This is a genomic window from Micromonospora sp. RTBAU3-60, assembly GCF_054963695.1.
The window spans coordinates 35,288-53,729 of sequence record NZ_JBUEGB010000044.1 but is presented as its reverse complement, the minus strand read 5'-3'; the positions used below and the strand labels follow the sequence as shown (position 1 = coordinate 53,729).

18 protein-coding genes are annotated in these 18,442 nt (G+C 70.9%); 13 read left to right on the top strand and 5 right to left on the bottom strand.

The window, feature by feature from the left end:
* Positions 1-188: hypothetical protein (locus ACY34I_RS29230; protein ID WP_462758263.1), on the top strand; the 188-nt coding region annotated here is incomplete at its 5' end.
* 37 nt (positions 189-225) lie between these two features.
* Here the strand turns inward: ACY34I_RS29230 and ACY34I_RS29225 are convergent.
* The 4 genes from ACY34I_RS29225 to ACY34I_RS29210 form a co-directional block, all read right to left on the bottom strand.
* Complete coding sequence (locus ACY34I_RS29225; protein WP_462758261.1) at positions 226-612, bottom strand: RidA family protein; 387 nt, start codon at positions 610-612, stop codon at positions 226-228.
* Positions 613-617: 5 nt separating this feature from the next.
* Positions 618-983 (bottom strand): hypothetical protein, encoded by a 366-nt coding sequence (locus tag ACY34I_RS29220; RefSeq protein WP_462758260.1) that lies wholly within the window; start codon positions 981-983, stop codon positions 618-620.
* 20 nt (positions 984-1,003) lie between these two features.
* Entirely contained in the window at positions 1,004-1,516 is a 513-nt protein-coding gene (locus ACY34I_RS29215; RefSeq protein WP_462758259.1) for a flavin reductase family protein, read from the bottom strand.
* A gap of 559 nt (positions 1,517-2,075) precedes the next feature.
* Positions 2,076-2,663 carry a TetR/AcrR family transcriptional regulator gene (locus tag ACY34I_RS29210; RefSeq protein WP_462758258.1) on the bottom strand — a complete coding sequence of 196 codons (588 nt, stop codon included), beginning with the start codon at positions 2,661-2,663 and terminating at the stop codon, positions 2,076-2,078.
* A gap of 100 nt (positions 2,664-2,763) precedes the next feature.
* On the opposite strand from ACY34I_RS29210, the gene ACY34I_RS29205 reads away from it, so the two are divergent.
* The gene (locus ACY34I_RS29205; RefSeq protein WP_462758257.1) at positions 2,764-4,188 is read left to right on the top strand and encodes an MFS transporter; all 1,425 of its coding nucleotides are present in this window, start codon (positions 2,764-2,766) and stop codon (positions 4,186-4,188) included.
* A gap of 332 nt (positions 4,189-4,520) precedes the next feature.
* Positions 4,521-5,468 (top strand): alpha/beta fold hydrolase, encoded by a 948-nt coding sequence (locus tag ACY34I_RS29200; protein ID WP_462758256.1) that lies wholly within the window; start codon positions 4,521-4,523, stop codon positions 5,466-5,468.
* Positions 5,469-5,538: 70 nt separating this feature from the next.
* On the opposite strand, the gene ACY34I_RS29195 is transcribed toward ACY34I_RS29200, so the two are convergent.
* A complete protein-coding gene (locus ACY34I_RS29195; RefSeq protein WP_462758255.1) occupies positions 5,539-6,588 on the bottom strand; it encodes an N-acetylglucosamine kinase in 1,050 nt (349 codons plus the stop codon).
* Between the two features lie 121 nt (positions 6,589-6,709).
* Here ACY34I_RS29195 and ACY34I_RS29190 point away from each other — a divergent pair, with 121 nt between their 5' ends.
* From ACY34I_RS29190 to ACY34I_RS29145, 10 genes are all read left to right on the top strand, one after another.
* The gene (locus ACY34I_RS29190) at positions 6,710-7,687 is read left to right on the top strand and encodes a MurR/RpiR family transcriptional regulator (protein WP_148803459.1); all 978 of its coding nucleotides are present in this window, start codon (positions 6,710-6,712) and stop codon (positions 7,685-7,687) included.
* Complete coding sequence (locus ACY34I_RS29185; RefSeq protein ID WP_462758254.1) at positions 7,684-8,436, top strand: sugar isomerase domain-containing protein; 753 nt, start codon at positions 7,684-7,686, stop codon at positions 8,434-8,436. The genes ACY34I_RS29190 and ACY34I_RS29185 overlap by 4 nt, the downstream gene beginning before the upstream one ends.
* Before the next feature lie 18 nt (positions 8,437-8,454).
* Positions 8,455-9,891: an N-acetylglucosamine/diacetylchitobiose ABC transporter substrate-binding protein gene (gene ngcE / locus ACY34I_RS29180; protein WP_462758253.1), complete on the top strand. Its 1,437-nt coding sequence runs from the start codon at positions 8,455-8,457 to the stop codon at positions 9,889-9,891.
* Positions 9,892-9,897: 6 nt separating this feature from the next.
* Positions 9,898-10,818, top strand: a complete 921-nt coding sequence (locus ACY34I_RS29175; protein WP_462758252.1) for a carbohydrate ABC transporter permease — start codon at positions 9,898-9,900, stop codon at positions 10,816-10,818.
* 13 nt (positions 10,819-10,831) lie between these two features.
* Positions 10,832-11,734 (top strand): carbohydrate ABC transporter permease, encoded by a 903-nt coding sequence (locus ACY34I_RS29170; RefSeq protein ID WP_462758251.1) that lies wholly within the window; start codon positions 10,832-10,834, stop codon positions 11,732-11,734.
* The gene (locus tag ACY34I_RS29165; protein ID WP_462758250.1) at positions 11,731-12,744 is read left to right on the top strand and encodes an ADP-ribosylglycohydrolase family protein; all 1,014 of its coding nucleotides are present in this window, start codon (positions 11,731-11,733) and stop codon (positions 12,742-12,744) included. Before ACY34I_RS29170 ends, ACY34I_RS29165 begins: the two co-directional genes overlap by 4 nt.
* Positions 12,741-13,817 carry an ADP-ribosylglycohydrolase family protein gene (locus ACY34I_RS29160; protein WP_462758249.1) on the top strand — a complete coding sequence of 359 codons (1,077 nt, stop codon included), beginning with the start codon at positions 12,741-12,743 and terminating at the stop codon, positions 13,815-13,817. The genes ACY34I_RS29165 and ACY34I_RS29160 overlap by 4 nt, the downstream gene beginning before the upstream one ends.
* 137 nt (positions 13,818-13,954) lie before the next feature.
* Entirely contained in the window at positions 13,955-14,911 is a 957-nt protein-coding gene (locus tag ACY34I_RS29155; protein WP_462758247.1) for a glycoside hydrolase family 16 protein, read from the top strand.
* 154 nt (positions 14,912-15,065) lie between these two features.
* Positions 15,066-17,279, top strand: a complete 2,214-nt coding sequence (locus ACY34I_RS29150) for an Ig-like domain-containing protein (RefSeq protein ID WP_462758246.1) — start codon at positions 15,066-15,068, stop codon at positions 17,277-17,279.
* A 258-nt stretch (positions 17,280-17,537) separates the two neighbouring features.
* Positions 17,538-18,440 carry a ribokinase gene (locus ACY34I_RS29145; protein ID WP_462758245.1) on the top strand — a complete coding sequence of 301 codons (903 nt, stop codon included), beginning with the start codon at positions 17,538-17,540 and terminating at the stop codon, positions 18,438-18,440.
* The last annotated feature ends 2 nt before the right edge of the window (positions 18,441-18,442 follow it).

Sequence of the window (18,442 nt, the reverse complement as noted above, 5' to 3'; positions counted from 1 at the left end):
GCAGCCCGCAGGCTTGGTCAACAGGTGCCCCGCTGTTGTTGCTGCGGACCATGCTCGGCATGGAACCGCGCGGAGATCACCTGCTGACCAGGCCGGCGGTGCCCAGTAAGGTCGGCCGGATCGAACTGCGCCACATACCCGGGCGCTGGCGGCGGGCCGATGTCTTCGGCCGCGGTCGGTTCGGCTAACTGCTCCGTCCCGAACGGGACCCCCTTTCCACGCCAGCTACGCCGTGCGGGGGAGGTAAGCGATCGCCTCGACCTCGATACGCAGATCCGGATTGGACAGCGGAGCCAGCACCGTCGACCGGGCCGGCAACGGGTCGGCGAAGTACTCGCGGTAGATCGCGTTGAACGGTTCGAACAGGGTGGCGTTGAGCAGGAATGCGGTTACCTTGCATACATCGCTGAGATCGCCACCAGCAGCACGGCAAACTGCGCGGACGTTGTCGAGAACCGCCCGCACTTCTGCATCGAAATCGCCGATGATCGTGCTGCCGTCGGGCCGCACGGCCACCTGGCCCGAGATGAAAACATAGTCGCCGGCACGCGTGCCATGCGGCAGCGGCAGTGGCAGGGATGCCACCTGGTCGCTGTGGATGTTCTCGATCATGCCGCCTACCTTAGCTTGATCTTTGGGATTGATCGATTGATTGCTTTTTCCTGAAAATCGACTTCCGGGCCTCCGCGCAGCAGCGGCAGAAGCGCGTCGCCCTGGCGCCTGATCTCCGGGAGGTAGGGCGTGTCGGAGAGCACGAAGTGGGTGATGCCCAGCCCCTGGTACCTGCGCAGCGACCTCGCCACGTCCTCGGCGGAGCCGACCAGCCAGGTGGTGCCCGCTCCGCCGCCGCCGAACCTGCCAGGGGTGGTGTAGAGGTTGTCGTCGAGCACCTCTCCGCGTGCGGCGCGGCCGAGCAGACGCCGCTGGCCGACGGCGGCCTGCCAGGTCTGGTCCCGCGCGGTGGCGCTCTCGCCCGTCGCCATAAATGGGATGACGACTTCACTTACGACTCCTTCGTGGATGGCTGCAGGGCGGCGTACCGCCCCATGTGGTAGAGCAGCGGGGCGCCCTCCCCGTGGCGACCGGTCAGCGGCTCGGCCAGCACGATCGCGTGGTCGCCGGCGAGCACCCGCTCGGTCACCCGGCACAGCAGCCAGGCGACCGACTCGTCCAGCAGTGGCACCCCGTACGGGCCGCGCCGCCAGCCGGTGTGCGCGGCGAACCGGTCGATACCGCTGGTCGCGAACGTCCGCGCGACGTCCCGCTGGTCCTCACCGAGCAGGTGCACCCCGACGTGCTCCACGCCGGCGACGGTCGGCCAACTCGACGACGACCGGGCCAGGCAGAAGGACACCAGCGGCGGGTGCAGGGACACCGACGTGAATGACGTCGCGGTGAACCCCACCGGCGGGTCGCCGGCGGCGGTGACCACGGCGACCGACGCGGCCTGCCGGCGCAGCAGGGCGCGGAACGTGTCCGGGTCGACCGCAGCGAGCGGTTCGTCGATGACAGTCATGACGTTCCTCCTGATCGAGAACGACGGGTGTGCGCCTGCCGCCGCAGGTGGGTGCGGGGCGGCGCCGAGCGGCCGTTGATCGGGTCGCGGACACGCTGCGGCTCGTCGTCGAGCCGGCGGCGTCGCGACAGGGAGGAGTCAGGGATGCGCGCTCAGCGGCAACAGCCGCGCGCGGTGGTCCAGCCCCGGCAACAGCCCCGGGACACGGCGACCGCGGTGCCGTCGAGGGGGTTCACCTGGCTGATCATGGCTCCCAAGGTAACCCCAAAATCCCTACGCGGTAAATAGGATTTCAAGCATTGGGACGCGACGCGTGAGCGGGCCCGGTGCCGGTCGAGCCTGCTACCGCTCGGTCAGGCTTGCCAGCCGCCGTCGGGTCCCTGGCGCGGTAGCTGGATCTGCGGGGGGCGTTTTCTGATGGCTCCCGGGCCATCGGAGTGGGCGCCCGTCAGCGACAGCCGGGTCGGGCAGGAGTATCGGTCGGTGTCGGTCGCCGCCCGGCGCTCGCGGCTCCGTTGGATCACCGGGCAGTTGCGTGCCGGGGTGGTGACGCCGGCGTCTACGCCGCTGCGTGGTCGGCCGGTCGGAATCCCTGGATGACCAGGTTGACGAGGTGTCGGCCGCCGTCGGCGGGGCGGTCTCTCGTGACGGCCCAGGCGATCGCGTTGCCGAGCGTGAAGACGTCCTCGGCGGTGACGTCGTCGCGGACGAGCCCGGCGTGTTGGGCCCGCCGCAGCAGGTCGGCGGTGAGCTGCTGCATCGTTGCGCAGGTCGTGCCGAGCGCGCTGCCGGCCTGCCTGGCGGCGTCGAGCACGGCGTCGGGGAGTCCGCCGTAGGTGCTGATCTGCTCCACGAGCAGGACCAGCCAGACGCGCATCGCGTCGAAGGGGTCGCTCGAGGCCACGAGCTGCGTGCCGCGCTCACGCATCGCGGCCATGTTGTCGACGAGGGCGGCGGCGACCAGGTCCTCGCGCGTGGGGAAATGGCGGTAGAGCGTGCCCGCGCCGACGCCGGCGCAGCGCGCGATTTCGTCAAGCGACGCGGACACGCCGGCCCGCCCGAAGAGTTCGCGTGCCGTCGTCACGATCGCGTCGCGGTTGCGGCGTGCGTCCGCGCGCAGGGCTCGGCCACGGGGCGGCGATGTCATCGCGATGACCTCCTTGACTTAAGCGGAGACAGTCTCCACTATCGGTGAAGCGGAGACAGGCTCCGGTTAAGGATATCGAAACGAGAGCGGAGGACACCAGATGCCCCGTGCGATGAACGGCAGATCCGGGTGGGCGGTGGCGTCGATCGTGGCCTGCCAACTCATGCTCATGGTCGACGGCGTCATCGTCACCGTGGCGCTACCGCACATCCGCACGGACCTCGGCATGGGCCCGGTCGAACTCGCGTGGGTGATGTCGGCGTACTCGGTCGCGTTCGCCGGCTTCCTGCTGGTCAGCGGCCGGATCGGGACGCTTGTCGGGCCGCGCAGGACGCTGCTGATCGGGGTAACCGTGTTCATCCTCGCGTCCGCGATCGGCGGCATCGCCCCGGACGGGGCGGTCCTGATCGCGGCCCGCGCGCTCCAAGGTGCCGGCGCCGCCCTCGCCGCTCCTGGAGTGCTCGTGTTGCTGTTCGCCAACACGCCCGACGGCCAGGCCCGCCTCCGCGCGATGGGGCTCGTCATGATCGCTGCCTCCCTCGGCAGCGCGGTCGGCTTGATCGCTGGAGGGCTGCTGACCGTCACGGTCGGCTGGCGGTGGGTCATGCTCGTCAACGTTCCGATCGGCGCGCTGGTCATCCTCGGCGTGCGGGCCTTCGTCACCGAGGCCACGCGCTCGCCGGTCGGGCTCGACCTGGCCGGTGCCGGCGCATCGTCGATTGCGATGGTCGGACTGGTGATCGGGCTCTCCACCGGCGGCGACGGCGGATGGACCTCCCCGGCGACACTCGCCGCCTTCGCCGCCGCGCTGGTCGCCCTCGCCGCGCTCGTCGTCGTCGAGCGCCGCGTCACCCATCCCATCGTCCCGGGCCGCCTACTGTCGAGCCTGGGACGGGCCGTCCCCTACGCCGGCATGCTGCTCATGCCCGCCGCCATGCTCGGCTTCTTCTACACCGCGACACTGCTCTACCAGGACGTACTCGGCTACGACGCGCTGCACACCGGGTTGGCGTTCCTGCCGTTCACCGCCTCGGTGATGATCGCGGGACGGCTCGCACCCGTCCTCGCCGTACGGCTCGGCGAGCGCGCCACCACCGGACTCGCGGCGGCCCTCGCCGCCGCCGGGGTGGCCCTGTTCGGTCTCCTCGCACCGCACACGCCGTACTGGGTCGGCGCGGTCGCGATGTTCATTCTCGGCTTCGGGCCGCCCATGTTCTTCACCCTGGCGAACACCCGGATCCTCTCCAGCGCCGGGCCGGCGGACCGCGGGTCGGCCGCGAGCCTGTTGCAATCGCTCCAGCAGCTCGGCGGCGCAGTCGGCGTCGCGACCCTCACGGCCGTCTACGCCGGCACCCTGGCCGACGGCCCCCGAACGGCGCTGAGTGCGGCGATCTTCACGGCGGCCACGATCGCCCTGGTGCTGCTCGCCATCCTGGCCGCAACGCGGGCCTTCCCCCAGCGCAGCGTGCCCCAGCCCCGCGACGCGGCGCCGCAGCCAGCCGCGAGCGCTGGCGGGACGCGGTAACCGCCGGGCTGCACATCCGGCTGCGGCCAGCTGGCTGGGCGCCACCCTGGGGCAACGTACGCGGCCGGACCGGCCAGCCACCACGTACCTTCGACGAGTTCCTCCTCGCGTCGTCCTGGGCCGTAGGGGCGATCCCCTAGCAGTCGGCAAGCAACCGGTCCGCCAGGAGGTGGAGAGAGGCGTGGGGCGGCGGCGACGCGAGTCGTACGGCCGGCGCGACCGCAGGTGGATGCCGCAGGAGTGGCGGGTGCCTACCGTCGCAGGGTGTGGGAGAACGTCTTGATGGCGTGGCCGAGCCTCGCCGGCGTGTCCGGACGCGTTGGCGGCGTGCGTTGCTGCGGATCGTCGTTGGTCTGGTAGTGGTCTTCGCGGTGGTCAGCGGCTCTGGTTGGACCTACGAGACGCTGTCGAGGCGGGGTGACGGTCAGCGGCATCCGGCGCCGGGCCGGCTGATCGATATCGGGGGGCGCCGGCTGCATCTGAACTGCACCGGATCGGCCGACAAGGCACCGACCGTGGTGTTCGAGGCAGGGCTCGGCGAGTCGTCGACGACGTGGGCGACGGTGCAACAGATGCTGACCGAGGCCTCGGCGACGGTCCGGATCCGGGCGTGCAGCTATGACCGCGGCGGCTATGCGTGGAGCGATCCGGGGCCCGGCCGGCGCGACGCCGGGCGGCTGGCCGATGAGTTACACACTCTCCTGGACAAAGCGGGCGAGCACGGGCCCTACGTCCTGGTCGGTCATTCGCTGGGTGGGTTCGTGGTGCGTCTGTTCGCTGACCGCTGGCCTGGCGAGACCGCGGGTCTGGTGCTGGTGGACGTCACCGACGAGCGCGAGACCGGGACGTTGAAGGCGAGCGCCCCGGTCATCCGCGCGCAGATGGCAGCCTTCCGGTTCGCCGCGCGGATCGGTGTGGTGCGCCTGGCCCCGGGGATGGCCGTGAGTACGGGCGCGCCGCAGGCGGTACGTGAGCATGCGGCGGTCGTGTATCGAAGCACCAGCATGGCAGCCGCCGCCGGCGAAGCCGAAGCATCTGTGGACAGCGCGCGCTTGGTGCAGTCAACGGTACGTCCTGGAGCCTGGCAGGACCGGCCGGTGGTCGTGATCTCCGCAGCCGGGCAGCCGCGCCAGGTGCTCGAGCATCACGCCCAACTGGCCGCACTGTCCAGCCGGGGACAACACGTGGTCGCCGACACGACCGACCACTACGTCCATTATGGCCAGCCGCAGCTGGTGGTGGACGCGGTGCGACGAGTCGCCGCCGGGCCTGCTCGGTAGGCGGCTGTCGGCCTCGCAGATTGGCTGGCGGCACAAGGCGTCAGCGGGCGGCGACCCTGGCGACCGGCGGTCACGGGGCAGGCGCGGGGGTCAGGGCGGCCACCCGTAGCGCATCGTGCAGCGCCGCGGCGGCGTCGTCGTCAACGGTGGGTAGGGTCCGCGCGGCGAGCCAGGCGGCCCCGACCTCGCCTGGCGCCGCGACCAGCACCGGCGCCGACCATCGGCGGCTGAGCCGCCGGCGGACGGCTTCCTGGAAGATCTGGCCGGCGGTGAGGACGCTGCCGGCGAGCACGATCGGCGTGCCGTCGGCGCGCTCGCGGACCGCGGTGACGGAGGCTGCCAGGCGATCGGCGGCCGATCGGACGATCGCCTTGGCGTCCGGGTCGCCGGCGTCGGCGGCGCGGGCCACCAGCGGTGCGAGCTGGGCGAGTCGGGTCGGCGGTCGCTCGTACACGGTGCGCACCAGCGCGTCGGCGCACTCCCGGGGCGCCGTCCCGGGCTCCGTTCCGAGCAGCTGCCGAGTCACCAGCACGGCGAGCGGGCCGGGTGGACCGCCGGCGTAGAGCGCGCCGGCGACGGCCTGCGCCGCCGCCCGGCCCAGCCAGAACCCCGAGCCTTCGTCGCCGAGCAGCCAGCCCAGGCCGTCGACGCTGCGCACCAACGTGCGTTCGTGGATTTGGGCGGCGATGGCCCCGGTGCCCGCGATCAGCACGGTGCCGGAGGGCTGTCGGGTACCGGCCGCGAAGGCGACCATCACGTCGCCGACGACCTGGACAGGGCAGCGCAGCCCCAGGTCCGCCCACGCGCGCTGGAAAGCGGCGGCCGTGGCCGGCTCGTCAAACGCGCCGGCACCGGCGATGCCGAGCACGGCGGCCCGGATCGCGCCCGGGTCGACGCCGGCCAGGGCCGCGCGTACGGCCTCCGCCACGGTGGCGGCGGCGTTCGTCGGCGGCGTTGAGACGGGATTGGCGCCGCCCGCGCGTCCGTACCCGACTGGTACGCCGGTGGCGGTGGTGATCAAGGCGCGCGAGGACGAGCCGCCCACGTCGAGCCCGAGGACGAGAGGTTGGCTGCCGGAGATGGGGCACCTCCAGATGTGGGTGGTCGGTAGCGCGGACATCGTGCGGGCCGCTGCGCGATCGAGGCAAGGTGCATGAAAAAAATGTTCTCGATCCTTGACATGCGAGCGCCCCTGATCGTAATTTTCACTGCCAGTCGACGGTAGTGAAAGGAATTCCCTGATGGTGGCTGCCACGGAGCCCACGGGCGGTGTACTCGGGCGGATCCGCACCGAGCTGCCCACGCTGCCCGACGCGCTGCAGCGGGTCGCGGAACAACTGCTCGCCGATCCGGCCGAGGCCGCGCTGGCCACCATCGTGGATCTGGCCGAGCGCAGCGGCACCTCGACCGCGACGATCACCCGGTTCTGCCGGGTCTTCGGCTTCTCCGGGTATGCGGCGCTGCGAGTGGCGATCGCGACCGAGACCGGCCGGGCGGCGCAGGCCCGCTGGGAGCTGGACATCGGCCGGGAGATCGTTCCGCAGGACCCGCTGGACCGGGTGCTGGAGATCGTGGCCAGCGCGGACACCCGGGCCATCCAGGAAACCGTCGGCCGGCTCGACCGCGAGTCCCTCGAGCGGGTCGTCACCGCGCTCGCCGGTGCCAAGCGGGTGGAGCTGTTCGGAATCGGCAGCAGCGGCACCGTCGCGGCCGAGATGGCCTTCCGGCTCCAGCGCATCGGGGTGGTCTGCTGGGCACGCGCGGAGGTGCACACCGCGCTGACGAACGCCGCGCTGTTGCGTCCCGGCGATGTCGCGATCGGGCTGTCCCACGGGGGGCGTACCCACGAGATCATCGAGATGCTCGCCGAGGCCGGCAGCCACGGCGCGACGACGGTGGCGGTGACGAGTTTCCCGCGCTCGCCGTTGGCCGAGGTGGCCGACGTGGTCCTCACCACGGCCGCGCACGAGACGACGTTCCGGGCCGAGGCGCTCGCCGCCGTCCACTCGCAACTGCTGGTGCTCGACCTGATCTACGTGGTGCTGGCCCAACGCACCTTCGAGCGCAGCAGCGCGGCCTTCGAAGTGACCGCCGAGGCGGTCGCCGGCCATCGACTTCCCGACGAGGCTGACGACTCGCGTCGCGCGGCCGGTCGGCGGGGCAGACGCAGGGTAGCCAACGGCCGTACGCGGCCCGCACCGAAGCCGGAGGAAGCATGACCCTCACCAGCCAGGCCTATTTCACCGCGGTCAGCGATCGACTCGAAAGGGTGGCCAGCAGCCAGTCGGCCGAGATCGAGAAAGCGGCCGATCTGATCAGCGCGGCGATCCAGGGCGGCGGGGTGGTGCACGCGTTCGGCGCCGGCCACTCGGAGGCGTTGGCCATGGAGATCGCCGGGCGGGCCGGCGGACTCGTCCCCACCAACCGGTTGGCGTTGCGCGACATCGTCCTGTTCGGCGGCGAGCCGACCAGCGTGCTCGCAGACGCGATGCTGGAGCGCGATCCGACCGTGGCCGAACGGATCCTGGCCCTCGCGCCGGTCGCTGCCGGGGACGTCTTCGTGATCGCCTCGAACTCCGGCGTCAACGGGGTCGTTGTCGAGCTCGCCCACCTGGTCAAGCAGCGGGGGCACGCCCTCATCGCGATCACCTCCCTGGAGCACACCACGCGGGTTTCCCCACGCCATCCCTCCGGCCACCGTCTGGCGGACCTCGCCGACGTGGTGCTGGACAACGGCGCGCCGTACGGCGACGCCGTCCTGCCGCTACCCGAAGGCGGGGCGATCGGCGCCGTCTCCTCGATCACCGCGGCGACGCTCGCGCAGATGGTCGTCGTCGAGGTCGTCCAACGCCTGCTGGCCGCCGGCGAGCGACCGCCGATCTACCTCTCCGCCAACATCCCCGGCGGGGACGAGCACAACCACGAACTAGAGGCTCGTTACGCCGGCCGGATTCGCCGTAACGCCTGACTACGAAGCGAGGTTGCCGTGACCACATCCCATTTGCTGCCCCACGTGGTGCAGTCCCGCCGCACCCTGATGCGTCGGGCAATCGCCGCGGCGCTGCTCGCCGCACCCGTGACCGGATCGCTCGCGGCCTGCGCCATCGGTGCCGGCGATGACAAGACGACGACCGCCGATCGGGGCTCGACCAGCGAAGCCAATCCGCTGGGAGCTCCGACCGACAAGCCGCTGGAAATCGTCATCTTCAAGGGTGGCTACAGCGACGAGTACGCGAAGTTCGACGAGGAGCTGTTCCGGCAGCGGTTCCCCGGGGTGAAGATCAACCACCAGGGGATTCAGAAGGTCGGCGACGTGCTGCGTCCGCGGTTCGTCGCGGGCGACCCGCCGGACGTCATCGACAACACCGGTGCCGGTCGGCTCGACATCGCCTCGCTGATCGCCGACGGCCAGTTGCGCGATCTCAAGGAGGTGCTGGACTCGCCGTCGATCGACGACAAGAGCAAGACCGTACGCGACACGTTGCTGCCGGGCGTGGTGGCGAAGGGCAGCGTCGACGGCACGTGTTACCAGCTCAACATCGCCTACACCGTGTACGGCCTGTGGTACTCCAAGCCCCTGTTCGAGAAGAACGGCTGGACGTACCCGAAGACCTGGGAAGAGATGCTCACGCTCTGTGCGGAGATCAAGAAGTCCGGCATCGCGCCTTGGACCTACCAGGGCAAGTATCCCGAGTACATGAACGACCCGCTGTTCTCGATGGCCATGAAGGCCGGCGGGCCGGACCTCATGGCGAAGCTCGACAATCTCGAGCCGAACGCCTGGCGCGACCCGGCGATGGTCGGCGCCGTCGAGGCGATCTACCAACTCGTCGACCGCGGTTTCTTCCTGCCCGGATCCGAGGCGCTGTCGCACACCGAGGCGCAGAACGCCTGGTGCCAGGGGAAGGCCGCGTTCATCCCGTGCGGGTCGTGGTTGGAGAGTGAGCAGAAGGCGGTGACCCCGGCCGGCTTCGACATGGTGGTCGCCCCGATGCCCGCCCTGTCCAGCTCGGACAAGCTGCCGGGCACCGCGATCCAGGGTGCCGCGAGCGAGTCGTTCATCGTGCCGACGAAGGCCAAGAACCCGTACGGTGCCCTGGAGTTCCTGCGCACCCTGGTGTCCAAGCCGGCGGCGAAGAAGTTCGCGGAGCTGGCGGCCACCCTGCCCAGCACCGCCGGGGGCACCGAGGGCGTCGCGATGACCTCCGGCCTGGCCTCCGTCGCCGCCATGGTGGCGGCGGCGGGTCCGAACGTCGTCTCCCTCAACTTCGGCGAGTGGTACCCGACCATGGGCACCGCCGTGTCGAACGCGACGGGCGAGTTGCTCACCAAGCGCATCAAGCCGGGCGACTGGATCAACCGGATGCAGAAGGCGGCCGACGACGTGGCCAAGGACAGCACCATCGCGAAGCACAAGCGGTAGGCGGCCATGCGGCACGGCAAGTACCGGTTCCTGGCCTGGTCCGTCCTACCCGGCCTGGCACTCTACGCGGTCTTCGTGATCTCGCCGTACGCCCAGGCGTTCTACCTGGCGTTGACCGACTGGCGCGGGGTCTCCGCCCGACAGAAGTTCATCGGGCTGGACAATTTCGCGCGGCTCGCCGGTGATTCGCTGTTCTGGACGGCGCTGCGCCACAACGCGGTGATGCTGCTCGTCGTGCCACTGGCCACCATCGGCATCGCGCTCTTCCTGGCCTCCATGCTCAATCTCGCCGGCCGCGGTGGCCGGGCGGCGATCCAGGGGGTACGGGGCGCGAAGTTCTACAAGATCGTCTACTTCTTCCCGCAGCTGCTGGCGGTCTCCATCGTCGCGGTGCTCTGGCAGTTCGTCTACACCCCCAACTCGGGCCTGCTCAACGGCGCTCTCAACGCAGTGGGGCTGGGCTCGCTCACCCGCCCCTGGCTGGCCGTACCGTCCCTCGCCCTGCCAGCCGTGATGACCGTGATGGTGTGGGGGTCGGTCGGCTTCTACGTGGTGCTCTTCTCCGCCGCGATGCAGTCGATTCCGCGGGACGTCCTGGAGGCGGCGGCGATGGACGGCGCCAGCCGGTTCGTCACGTTCCGACGGATCACGCTGCCGCTGCTGTGGGACACCGTCCAGGTCGCCTACGTCTACCTGGGCATCCTGGCGATGGACGGCTTCGCCCTCGTGCAGATCCTGACCGTGGGGCTCAACGGCGGTGGTCCCGACAACGCCACCGAAGTGCTCGGGCTCACCCTGTGGCGCAACGCCTTCGTCTACGGCCGCTTCGGCTACGCCTCGGCCATGGGGGTTGCGATGTTCTTCCTCACCCTCGCGTTGGCCGCGCTCACCCTGCGGTTCACCCGGCGCGAACGCATCGAGTACTGAGACGGAAGCAGCCATGACCCTGACCCAACAGCCCATCGCCCGGGCCAGCGCACCGGGAACGGCCAGCCCGCCGCAGCTCCCGCGCCGGCGCCTACCAGGCCTCTTCAACGCCTTCTCGCACGCCTTCCTGGTGGTCTGGGCGGTGCTGGTCGTCCTCCCGCTGCTGTGGGCGGTGGTCAGCTCGTTCAAGACCGACGCGGAGATCTTCGACAGCCCGTGGCGGCTGCCGGCGACGCCGCGGTGGGAGAACTGGGCCCGCGCCTGGAACCAGGCCGATCTCGGGCAGTTCTTCCTCAACAGCGTGATCGTGGTCGGCTGCGCGCTGGTGCTCACCATGCTGCTGGGATCGATGCTGGCCTACGCCCTCGCCCGCTACGACTTTCCCGGAAGCCGGGTCGTCTACTACCTCTTCGTGGGTGGCATGACCTTCCCGGTCTTCCTCGCCCTGGTGCCGCTCTTCTTCGTCGTGGACCAACTCGGCATGATCGGTACGTACCAGGGGCTGATCCTGGTCTACACGGCGTACGCGCTGCCGTTCACGGTGTTCTTCCTGACCGGTTTCTTCCGCTCCCTGCCCAACGAGATCGCGGAAGCCGCCTTCATCGACGGCGCCTCGCACGAGGTGGCCTTCTTCCGCGTGATGCTGCCGATGGCCAAACCCGGCTTGATCAGCGTCGCCATCTTCAACTTCCTGGGTCTGTGGAATCAGTACCTGCTGCCGGTCGTGCTCAACCCGAACCCCGACCGGCAGGTGCTGGCCCAGGGCCTCGCCGCACTCGCGGTGAACCAGGGATACCGCAGTGATTGGAGCGCCATGTTCGCCGGTGTGGTCATCGCGATGCTGCCGGTGCTGGTGGTCTACGTGGTCTTCCAGCGCCACATCCAGGCCGGGCTGACCGCCGGAGCGATCCGATGAGCAGCCTTCCGTACGACGTGCTCGCCGACCGAGCCCGCGGTTGCCTGCTCGGGCTCGCCGTCGGCGACGCGCTCGGCCGGCCCGTGGAGACTCTGGAACCGGCGCAGATCCGCGCCGAGTTCGGGCGGCTGACCGAACTGCTGCCGGACGCCGACGGCCGGATCAGTGGCACCGACGACACCGAGTACGCCGTCTTCGTCGCGAACCTGCTCGACCGGCACGGCCGCGACCTGAGCCCGGCGCACGTGGCCGACGCGTGGCGTACGGCGCTGGTGCCCCGCGAGACGCTCGGCGCGGCCGGCTTCAGCGAACTGGCCGCGGTGTTGAACCTGGCGCGCGGCTGGGACCCGCCGCACACCGGACGGCACCGGCACTCGTGGAGTGACGGGCTGGCCATGCGCGCGGCGCCGTACGGGGTCTACGCCGCCGGCCAGCCGGACGTGGCCGCCCGGCTGGCCATGGTCGACGGGACGGTATCGATGGACGGCGAGGGTCTCCACGGCGGCTGTGCCGTCGCGGCCGCCGTCGCGGTCGCGATGACCGGAGCCGCGCCCACTCGCGTTGCCGAGGCGGCCCGCGCGGCGGTGCCGGCCGACAGTTGGCTCGCGCGCACCCTGGCGCGGGCGACGGTGGTGGCCGCCGGCGGTGCCCGCGGGGACGCGCTCACCGAGGCATTGCACGACGCGGTGGTACCCCGCTTCTACCCGTTTTCCGATCTTGCCCCCGAAGCGGTCGCACTCGCCGTCGGGGCCTACCTCGCCGCAGACGGCGACGTGGAGGAGTCCGTGGTGACCGCGGTGAACCTCGGCCGGGACGCCGACACCATCGGCGCGATCGCCGGAGCCCTGGCCGGCGCCGGGCGCGGCCGGGGCGCGGTCCCCACCCGCTGGGCCGACCAGATCGGCCCACTGACCGGGGCCTGCGTCGATGACGTCGCCGGCCGGCACCCGATGGACGCCGCCGACCTCGTTGCCGCAGCCGCCCTTCGCGACGGGATGTGGACCGCATGACCGGGCAGGTGCGCGACCGGGTACGCGGTGCCCTCGTCGGCCTGGCGATCGGCGACGCCGCGGGTTGGCCCGCGGGCTGGCACCGTTCGCACCTGATGGTCGACTGGATCCGGCGGAGCAGGCCGACGCTCGACCGGTACGCCGACGAACGGAGCCTCACCACGCTCCCGGTTCCCTTCGCGCTCAACCAGCCGGTGGGACCGCTGATGCTCGGACCCGGCGACGATGCCGAATGGGCCGCCTTCACCGCCACCGCCCTGCTGGGCGGCGCCGGTCAGGACTCGACGGCCGATCCGGCAGACGGCGACCGGGAGGCGCTGATGGCGGCCTGGCGGAAACTGGCGCTGCGGGCCGACGAGCCGTCCCTGTGGGGACGGATCTCGGTGCGCACCGCGCTGGAGAACCTGCGCCGCGGCATCGATCCACCGGCCAGCGGACACGACAACCCGCACCACTTCGACGACGCGGCGGCGGTCCGGGCAGTGGCCATCGGCGCGCGCTACCCCGGCGCCCCGACTGCCGCCGCGGCGCTCGCCGAGGCCGACGCGGTGGTGACCCAATCCGGCGACGGCGTCCACGCGGCCCGAGCGGTGGCTGCGGCGGTAGCGGTCGCCATCGCCACGGACGGCGACCTGGCACGAACGCTGGAGGCCGCCCTAGCCGAATTGCCCGCGGACAGTGCCGTGGGCCGGGACGTACGGGCGGCACTCGCCCTGGCCGACCCGACCGACGGCGCGTTCGCCCTCGTGCCCGCCCTCGACCAGCAGGTACTCGACCACGTCTACACCTACGGAGTGGCTGCCGCGGACACCCTCGCGGTGGCGTTCGCGACTGTCGCCGCCGCGCGGGGCCGGCTGGCCGAGGCCGTACCCGCGGCGGCCTGCGTGGCCCGCACCGCCGACTCGGCTCCGGCGCTGGCCGGCGCGCTGTGCGGCGCGCTGGCCGGGTACGACGCGCTGCCCGCCGCCTGGGGGCAGGCGTGCCGGCGGCTCATCGGGTGCTGTCTGCCCGAGACGGCCGGCCTGGACCTGGTGGAGGTGGCCGACCGCCTCTACAAAGTCGGCCAGGTCTAATCCACGCCGACGCGTCCGTCCACAAGCGACTGCGATCGGACTGCCCCGCTACTGGGGAATTGTCGCGCACTACTACGGCCCGTACCTCGCGATGCATGCCGGCACCTCGTGCTGACCCGAGACCTCGGAGGCAAATCATGCCATCGTCCACCACACCGCACCGCCGAGCTGTCCGCGTACTGTCCGTCTCCGCCGCGATGGCCACCACGGTCGTCCTCGCGGCAACCTCGACCGCTGGGGCCACCCCCGGTGCGACCGGCGGATCGGCCCGTTCGACGGCCATCCTCTTCGACGACTTCTCCTACGCCAACGCCGACGACCCGGCCCTGACCGCGCACCACTGGCAGGTCCGTACCGGGGCCGGTGGGCCGGGCGTGCCCGGCGCGGCCTGGCTGCGCCAGAACGTGACCTTCGTCGACGACGCCAGCCGGCCAGGCAACCGGTTCCTCCAGCTCGCCGCGAAGACCGACGGTAGCGCGGCCGGCACCAGCCAGGCCGAGATCTACCCCGACCGCAAGTTCTACACCGGCACCTACGCCGCCCGAGTGCGGTTCACCGACGCGCCGGCGAGCGGGCCGGACGGCGACAGCGTGGTCCAAGCCTTCTTCACCATCACACCACTGCGATACGACCTGGACCCCGACTACGGCGAGCTCGACTTCGAGTATCTGCCGAACGGTGGCTGGGGTGCGACCGGGCCACGCCTGTACGCCACCGCCTGGGAGACATACCGCCCCGACCCGTGGCTGGCGGACAACGCCTCCCAGGTCATCGAAGGCAGCCAGGCCGGTTGGCACGACCTGGTCATCCAGGTAGCCAACCAGAAGCTCCGCTTCTTCCTCGACGGCACGCAGATCGCCCAGTTCGGCGCCCATTTCTACCCGGAGACGCCGATGGCCATCGACTTCAACCTGTGGTTCTCCCAGCTCATGTCCGCCGCACCGGGCATGCCCCGGACCTACCAACAGCAGGTGGACTGGCTCTATTACAGCGACGGCAAGGTCATCTCGCCCGACGAAGCGGTCGCCCAGGTCGAGGCCTACCGAGCCGCCGGAGTCTCCCACCTCGACACGGTGCCGCAGTGGACCCCCTGACCCAGCTCCTGTCCGACGTACCGCACCCGAGAAAGGCCAGCGCCCAATGAACCCCTCCGCCACACGCCCACCCGACCAGACCCTCCCCACGGAACACACTCGGCGGCGCCGTCGCACCGGCCTGATCCGTCGCCGTGCCCGCCGTGCTCAGGCAGTGGTGACGTCACTCGTCGTCGCACTCGCCGCGACGGCCATCGGTCCGTCCGCGCCGGCCGCCGCCGCGGACGAGGGCGCGGTCAGCATCGACTCGCACCACACGGACGACCAGCTGCCGGTTGGCATCGTTCGAGTGAGTGGCAGCTACCACGGTCTCTATGATCTGAACATCGTCGTCAACGGCGAACGGATGGACCGGGTCCGCCTGACCGACCCGGAGAACGACGATTCCGGCACCTGGAGCTACGACCTGGACACCAGGCCGTTCGACGGTGACCTGGAGATCGCCGTACTGGGTATCAGCGACGTCACCCGCTACGGTGTCTGGTCGAGCTGGGTGCTGATGCATGTCGACAACCCGGCGGCCAACAAGCCGACCGTGACGGTGACCTCGCCGGCTGAGGGCAGCCGCGTGACCGAACCCACCACGGTCACCCTGAGCGCCACCGGCCGCAACGACATCAGGCGCGTGGAGGTCCGCGTCAACGGCACCGCGTGGCAGCCGGCGGAGCTGGTCGGGGACGCATACCGCTACCGGCTGGACCCGCGCCCGTTCGGTGACACCATGTCCAGCATCGAGGCCCGGGCCACCGACAGCCGTGGGAACGTCGGCACCTCCCACGCGCAGTACGTGTCGCTCAACGGCGGCGCCCCCACCCCCGTCGTTCCGCATGCCCAGGACCGAGCGATGTGGATGTGGGAGGAGTCGTCGTACAACCTGGTCAACAACCCGGGCGCGCGCTCGGTGCTGTCGACGCTGACCACGGACACCACCACGTTCAACTCGCGTCCGATCACAACCATCTACTTCGGCGTGGACCGCGGCTGGGACAACAACATGCTGGAGGACATGCGGCCGCAGGTGCGCGACCTGCTCCGTTGGGCGCACGACCGCGGGTACAAGGTGCACGCGCTGATCGCCGGCGGCACCCGGCCGCCGTTCCTCGGTGGGCTGTGGCGCTACCGGGACCATGCGGTGCGCGAGATGGAGAAGGTGCTCAACTTCAACCTCTCCTCCGCCCCGGCAGAGCGCTTCGACGGCGTCAACGTCGACATCGAGCCGTACATCATCGGCCCCAGCTACATCGACGATCGGCCATTCGTTCAGTTGCAGTGGCTGGACACGTTGCAGACCCTGATCGACCGGCGCGACGCCTCCGGCACCGGCATCCTGTTCGGCCCGGCGATGCCGGTCTGGCTGGACAGCGAGACGGTCACCTGGCACGGCGCCACCAAGACGATGGCCCAGCACTTCCAGGACATCTCCGACTACGTGTCGCTGATGGACTACCGGGACACCGCCGAGGCGATCGTGCGGGACGCGGCCACCGAGGTGGCGTACGCCCAGCAGATCGGCAAGCCGGGCTCGGTGCTGGTCGGGGTGGAGACCATCGACCTGGTCGCGGTGGGCGGTGACCCGGAGTGGGTGACGTTCAGCGAGGAGGGCCGGGCCGGCCTGGAGACCGAAGTGGCCAAGGTTTACGACCAGTTCGCCGGCAGCCCCGGATTCGGCGGGATCGCCATGCACCACTACGACTCCCTGCTGGATCTCCCGTCCACCTGGGCCCCGGGCGGGCTGCTGCCCCCGATGCCGGCCGACACGCAGGCACCGACCGCGGCCAGCAGCGCACCCATCGCGACCACCGTGGATTTCAGCCGCGTTGACCTGCGGTACGGGCGCGCCCACGACAACGGCGAAGTGCACCACTACAACGTCTACCGCTCCGAGAGTCACGACGTTGCGGTGGTGCCCGGAAACCTGATCGGACGCACCCACGGCCTGGGCTACAGCGACACCGGCCTGCTGGCCAACAAGCGGTACTACTACCGAATCACCGCGGTGGACATGAAGGGCAACGAAGGACCGCCGTCCGCGGTCACCTCGGCCCGTACCGAGCGGAGCAATCTGCGGCCGATGGTGGTCAAGGAAGCCGCGACCACGCTGGCGGACGGGACGATCCGGATCACGGCGCAGGTCGTCGACGCGCGAACCGGTGCCGGTGTGCCGGCAAAGGTGGAGGGCCGCTTCACCAAGTCGGCCAGCCAGTATTTGTGGATGTCCGCCGACGCCAGCGGCCGGGTCAGCGGTGTGTCGGCTCCGCAGACGGCGGCCAGCGGCACTGCCGGTTTCGCGATCCACCGGATCGTGGCACCGGGCTACTACTGGGCCTCCTCCGAAGATCTGGCCCACCCGGGCGAGGTCGTCTGGTAGCCAGCGCAGGTAGGAAGCCACTCATCCCGCCAGCACTCTGCCGCCGGGCCCCCGGCGGCAGAGTGCTGCGTGGCGCCACCCGGACCGCCCGGACCACGGTGGTCGCCCCAACGGCGGCGCCGAACCGGCCACAATCGAGTCGATCATCCTCGACCCCACCCTCACGGTACGCGGGAGCAGCGGCACGCCACGAGGCCGGGGCCCGGCAACCCGCCATTCCGACGCCCGCCCGTACCCGCACGCGCAGCAAGGAGTCCTATGCCTGACATCGTCGTGTTCGGCAGTCTCAATGCCGACCTGGTGTTGAACGTGCCGTCGCTCCCTGCCCCAGGCCAGACGGTGCTCGGCGGACACGTGCAGACGCACAACGGCGGTAAGGGCGCCAACCAGGCTGTCGCCGCTGCCCGGCTGGCCGGCGCGGGCCGGGTGCGAATGGTCGGCCGGGTGGGCGACGACGAGTACGGCCGCCACCTGCGGGCCGACCTCACCGCCGCCGGAGTCGACGTCGCTGGGGTGCTGGTGGACCCGACCGCACCCAGCGGGATCGCGCTGATCCTGGTCGACGCCGCCGGGGAGAACATGATCGCCGTATCGCCCGGCGCCAACGGCGCGGTCGACGACAACGACGTCGCCCGCGCCGCAGCCGATCTGCGCGCCGGCGACGTCGTCGTTTGCCAGCTGGAAGTCCCGCTACCGGCGGTTCAGGCGTTGGCGACCGCGACCCGGGCAGCCGGGGCGCGGCTGGTGTGCAACGCGGCCCCCGCCGCCACGCTCGACGCCGACGTGCTCGCCGCGCTCGACGTACTCGTGGTCAACGAGACCGAGGCGCAGGTGGTGCTCGGCGCCGTCGTCCCCACGCCGACCGGCGCCGCTGCGGCTGCCCGCCGAGCCGGCTGCGCCGTCGTGGTGACTCTCGGCGCCGAGGGCGCGGTTTACGCCGACCCGGACGGCCGGTCCGGCCACTGCCCCGCGCCGATCGTCGACGCCGTCGACACCGTGGGGGCGGGGGATGCCTTCGTCGGCGCACTTGCGGTCGCTCTCGCCGCCGGCGCCTCCCTCCCTGACGCGGTCGCCGCAGGCGTGGCCGCCGGCTCGCATGCCGTCACCCAGGTCGGCGCGCGGACCGGTCCAGAGAGGCTGGACGGTCTGGCGACTGCCTGACG

Bases quoted from the DNA above. Each gene is read 5' to 3' on its own strand.
- ACY34I_RS29160 (WP_462758249.1), top strand. From the start codon at position 12,741: ATGACCGGGCAGGTGCGCGACCGGGTACGCGGTGCCCTCGTCGGCCTG.
- ACY34I_RS29220 (WP_462758260.1), bottom strand. From the start codon at position 983: ATGGCGACGGGCGAGAGCGCCACCGCGCGGGACCAGACCTGGCAGGCC.
- ACY34I_RS29205 (WP_462758257.1), top strand. From the start codon at position 2,764: ATGCCCCGTGCGATGAACGGCAGATCCGGGTGGGCGGTGGCGTCGATC.
- ACY34I_RS29210 (WP_462758258.1), bottom strand. From the start codon at position 2,663: ATGACATCGCCGCCCCGTGGCCGAGCCCTGCGCGCGGACGCACGCCGC.
- ACY34I_RS29185 (WP_462758254.1), top strand. From the start codon at position 7,684: ATGACCCTCACCAGCCAGGCCTATTTCACCGCGGTCAGCGATCGACTC.
- ACY34I_RS29165 (WP_462758250.1), top strand. From the start codon at position 11,731: ATGAGCAGCCTTCCGTACGACGTGCTCGCCGACCGAGCCCGCGGTTGC.
- ACY34I_RS29170 (WP_462758251.1), top strand. From the start codon at position 10,832: ATGACCCTGACCCAACAGCCCATCGCCCGGGCCAGCGCACCGGGAACG.
- ACY34I_RS29155 (WP_462758247.1), top strand. From the start codon at position 13,955: ATGCCATCGTCCACCACACCGCACCGCCGAGCTGTCCGCGTACTGTCC.
- ACY34I_RS29215 (WP_462758259.1), bottom strand. From the start codon at position 1,516: ATGACTGTCATCGACGAACCGCTCGCTGCGGTCGACCCGGACACGTTC.
- ACY34I_RS29145 (WP_462758245.1), top strand. From the start codon at position 17,538: ATGCCTGACATCGTCGTGTTCGGCAGTCTCAATGCCGACCTGGTGTTG.
- ACY34I_RS29190 (WP_148803459.1), top strand. From the start codon at position 6,710: ATGGTGGCTGCCACGGAGCCCACGGGCGGTGTACTCGGGCGGATCCGC.
- ACY34I_RS29195 (WP_462758255.1), bottom strand. From the start codon at position 6,588: ATGTCCGCGCTACCGACCACCCACATCTGGAGGTGCCCCATCTCCGGC.
- ACY34I_RS29175 (WP_462758252.1), top strand. From the start codon at position 9,898: ATGCGGCACGGCAAGTACCGGTTCCTGGCCTGGTCCGTCCTACCCGGC.
- ACY34I_RS29225 (WP_462758261.1), bottom strand. From the start codon at position 612: ATGATCGAGAACATCCACAGCGACCAGGTGGCATCCCTGCCACTGCCG.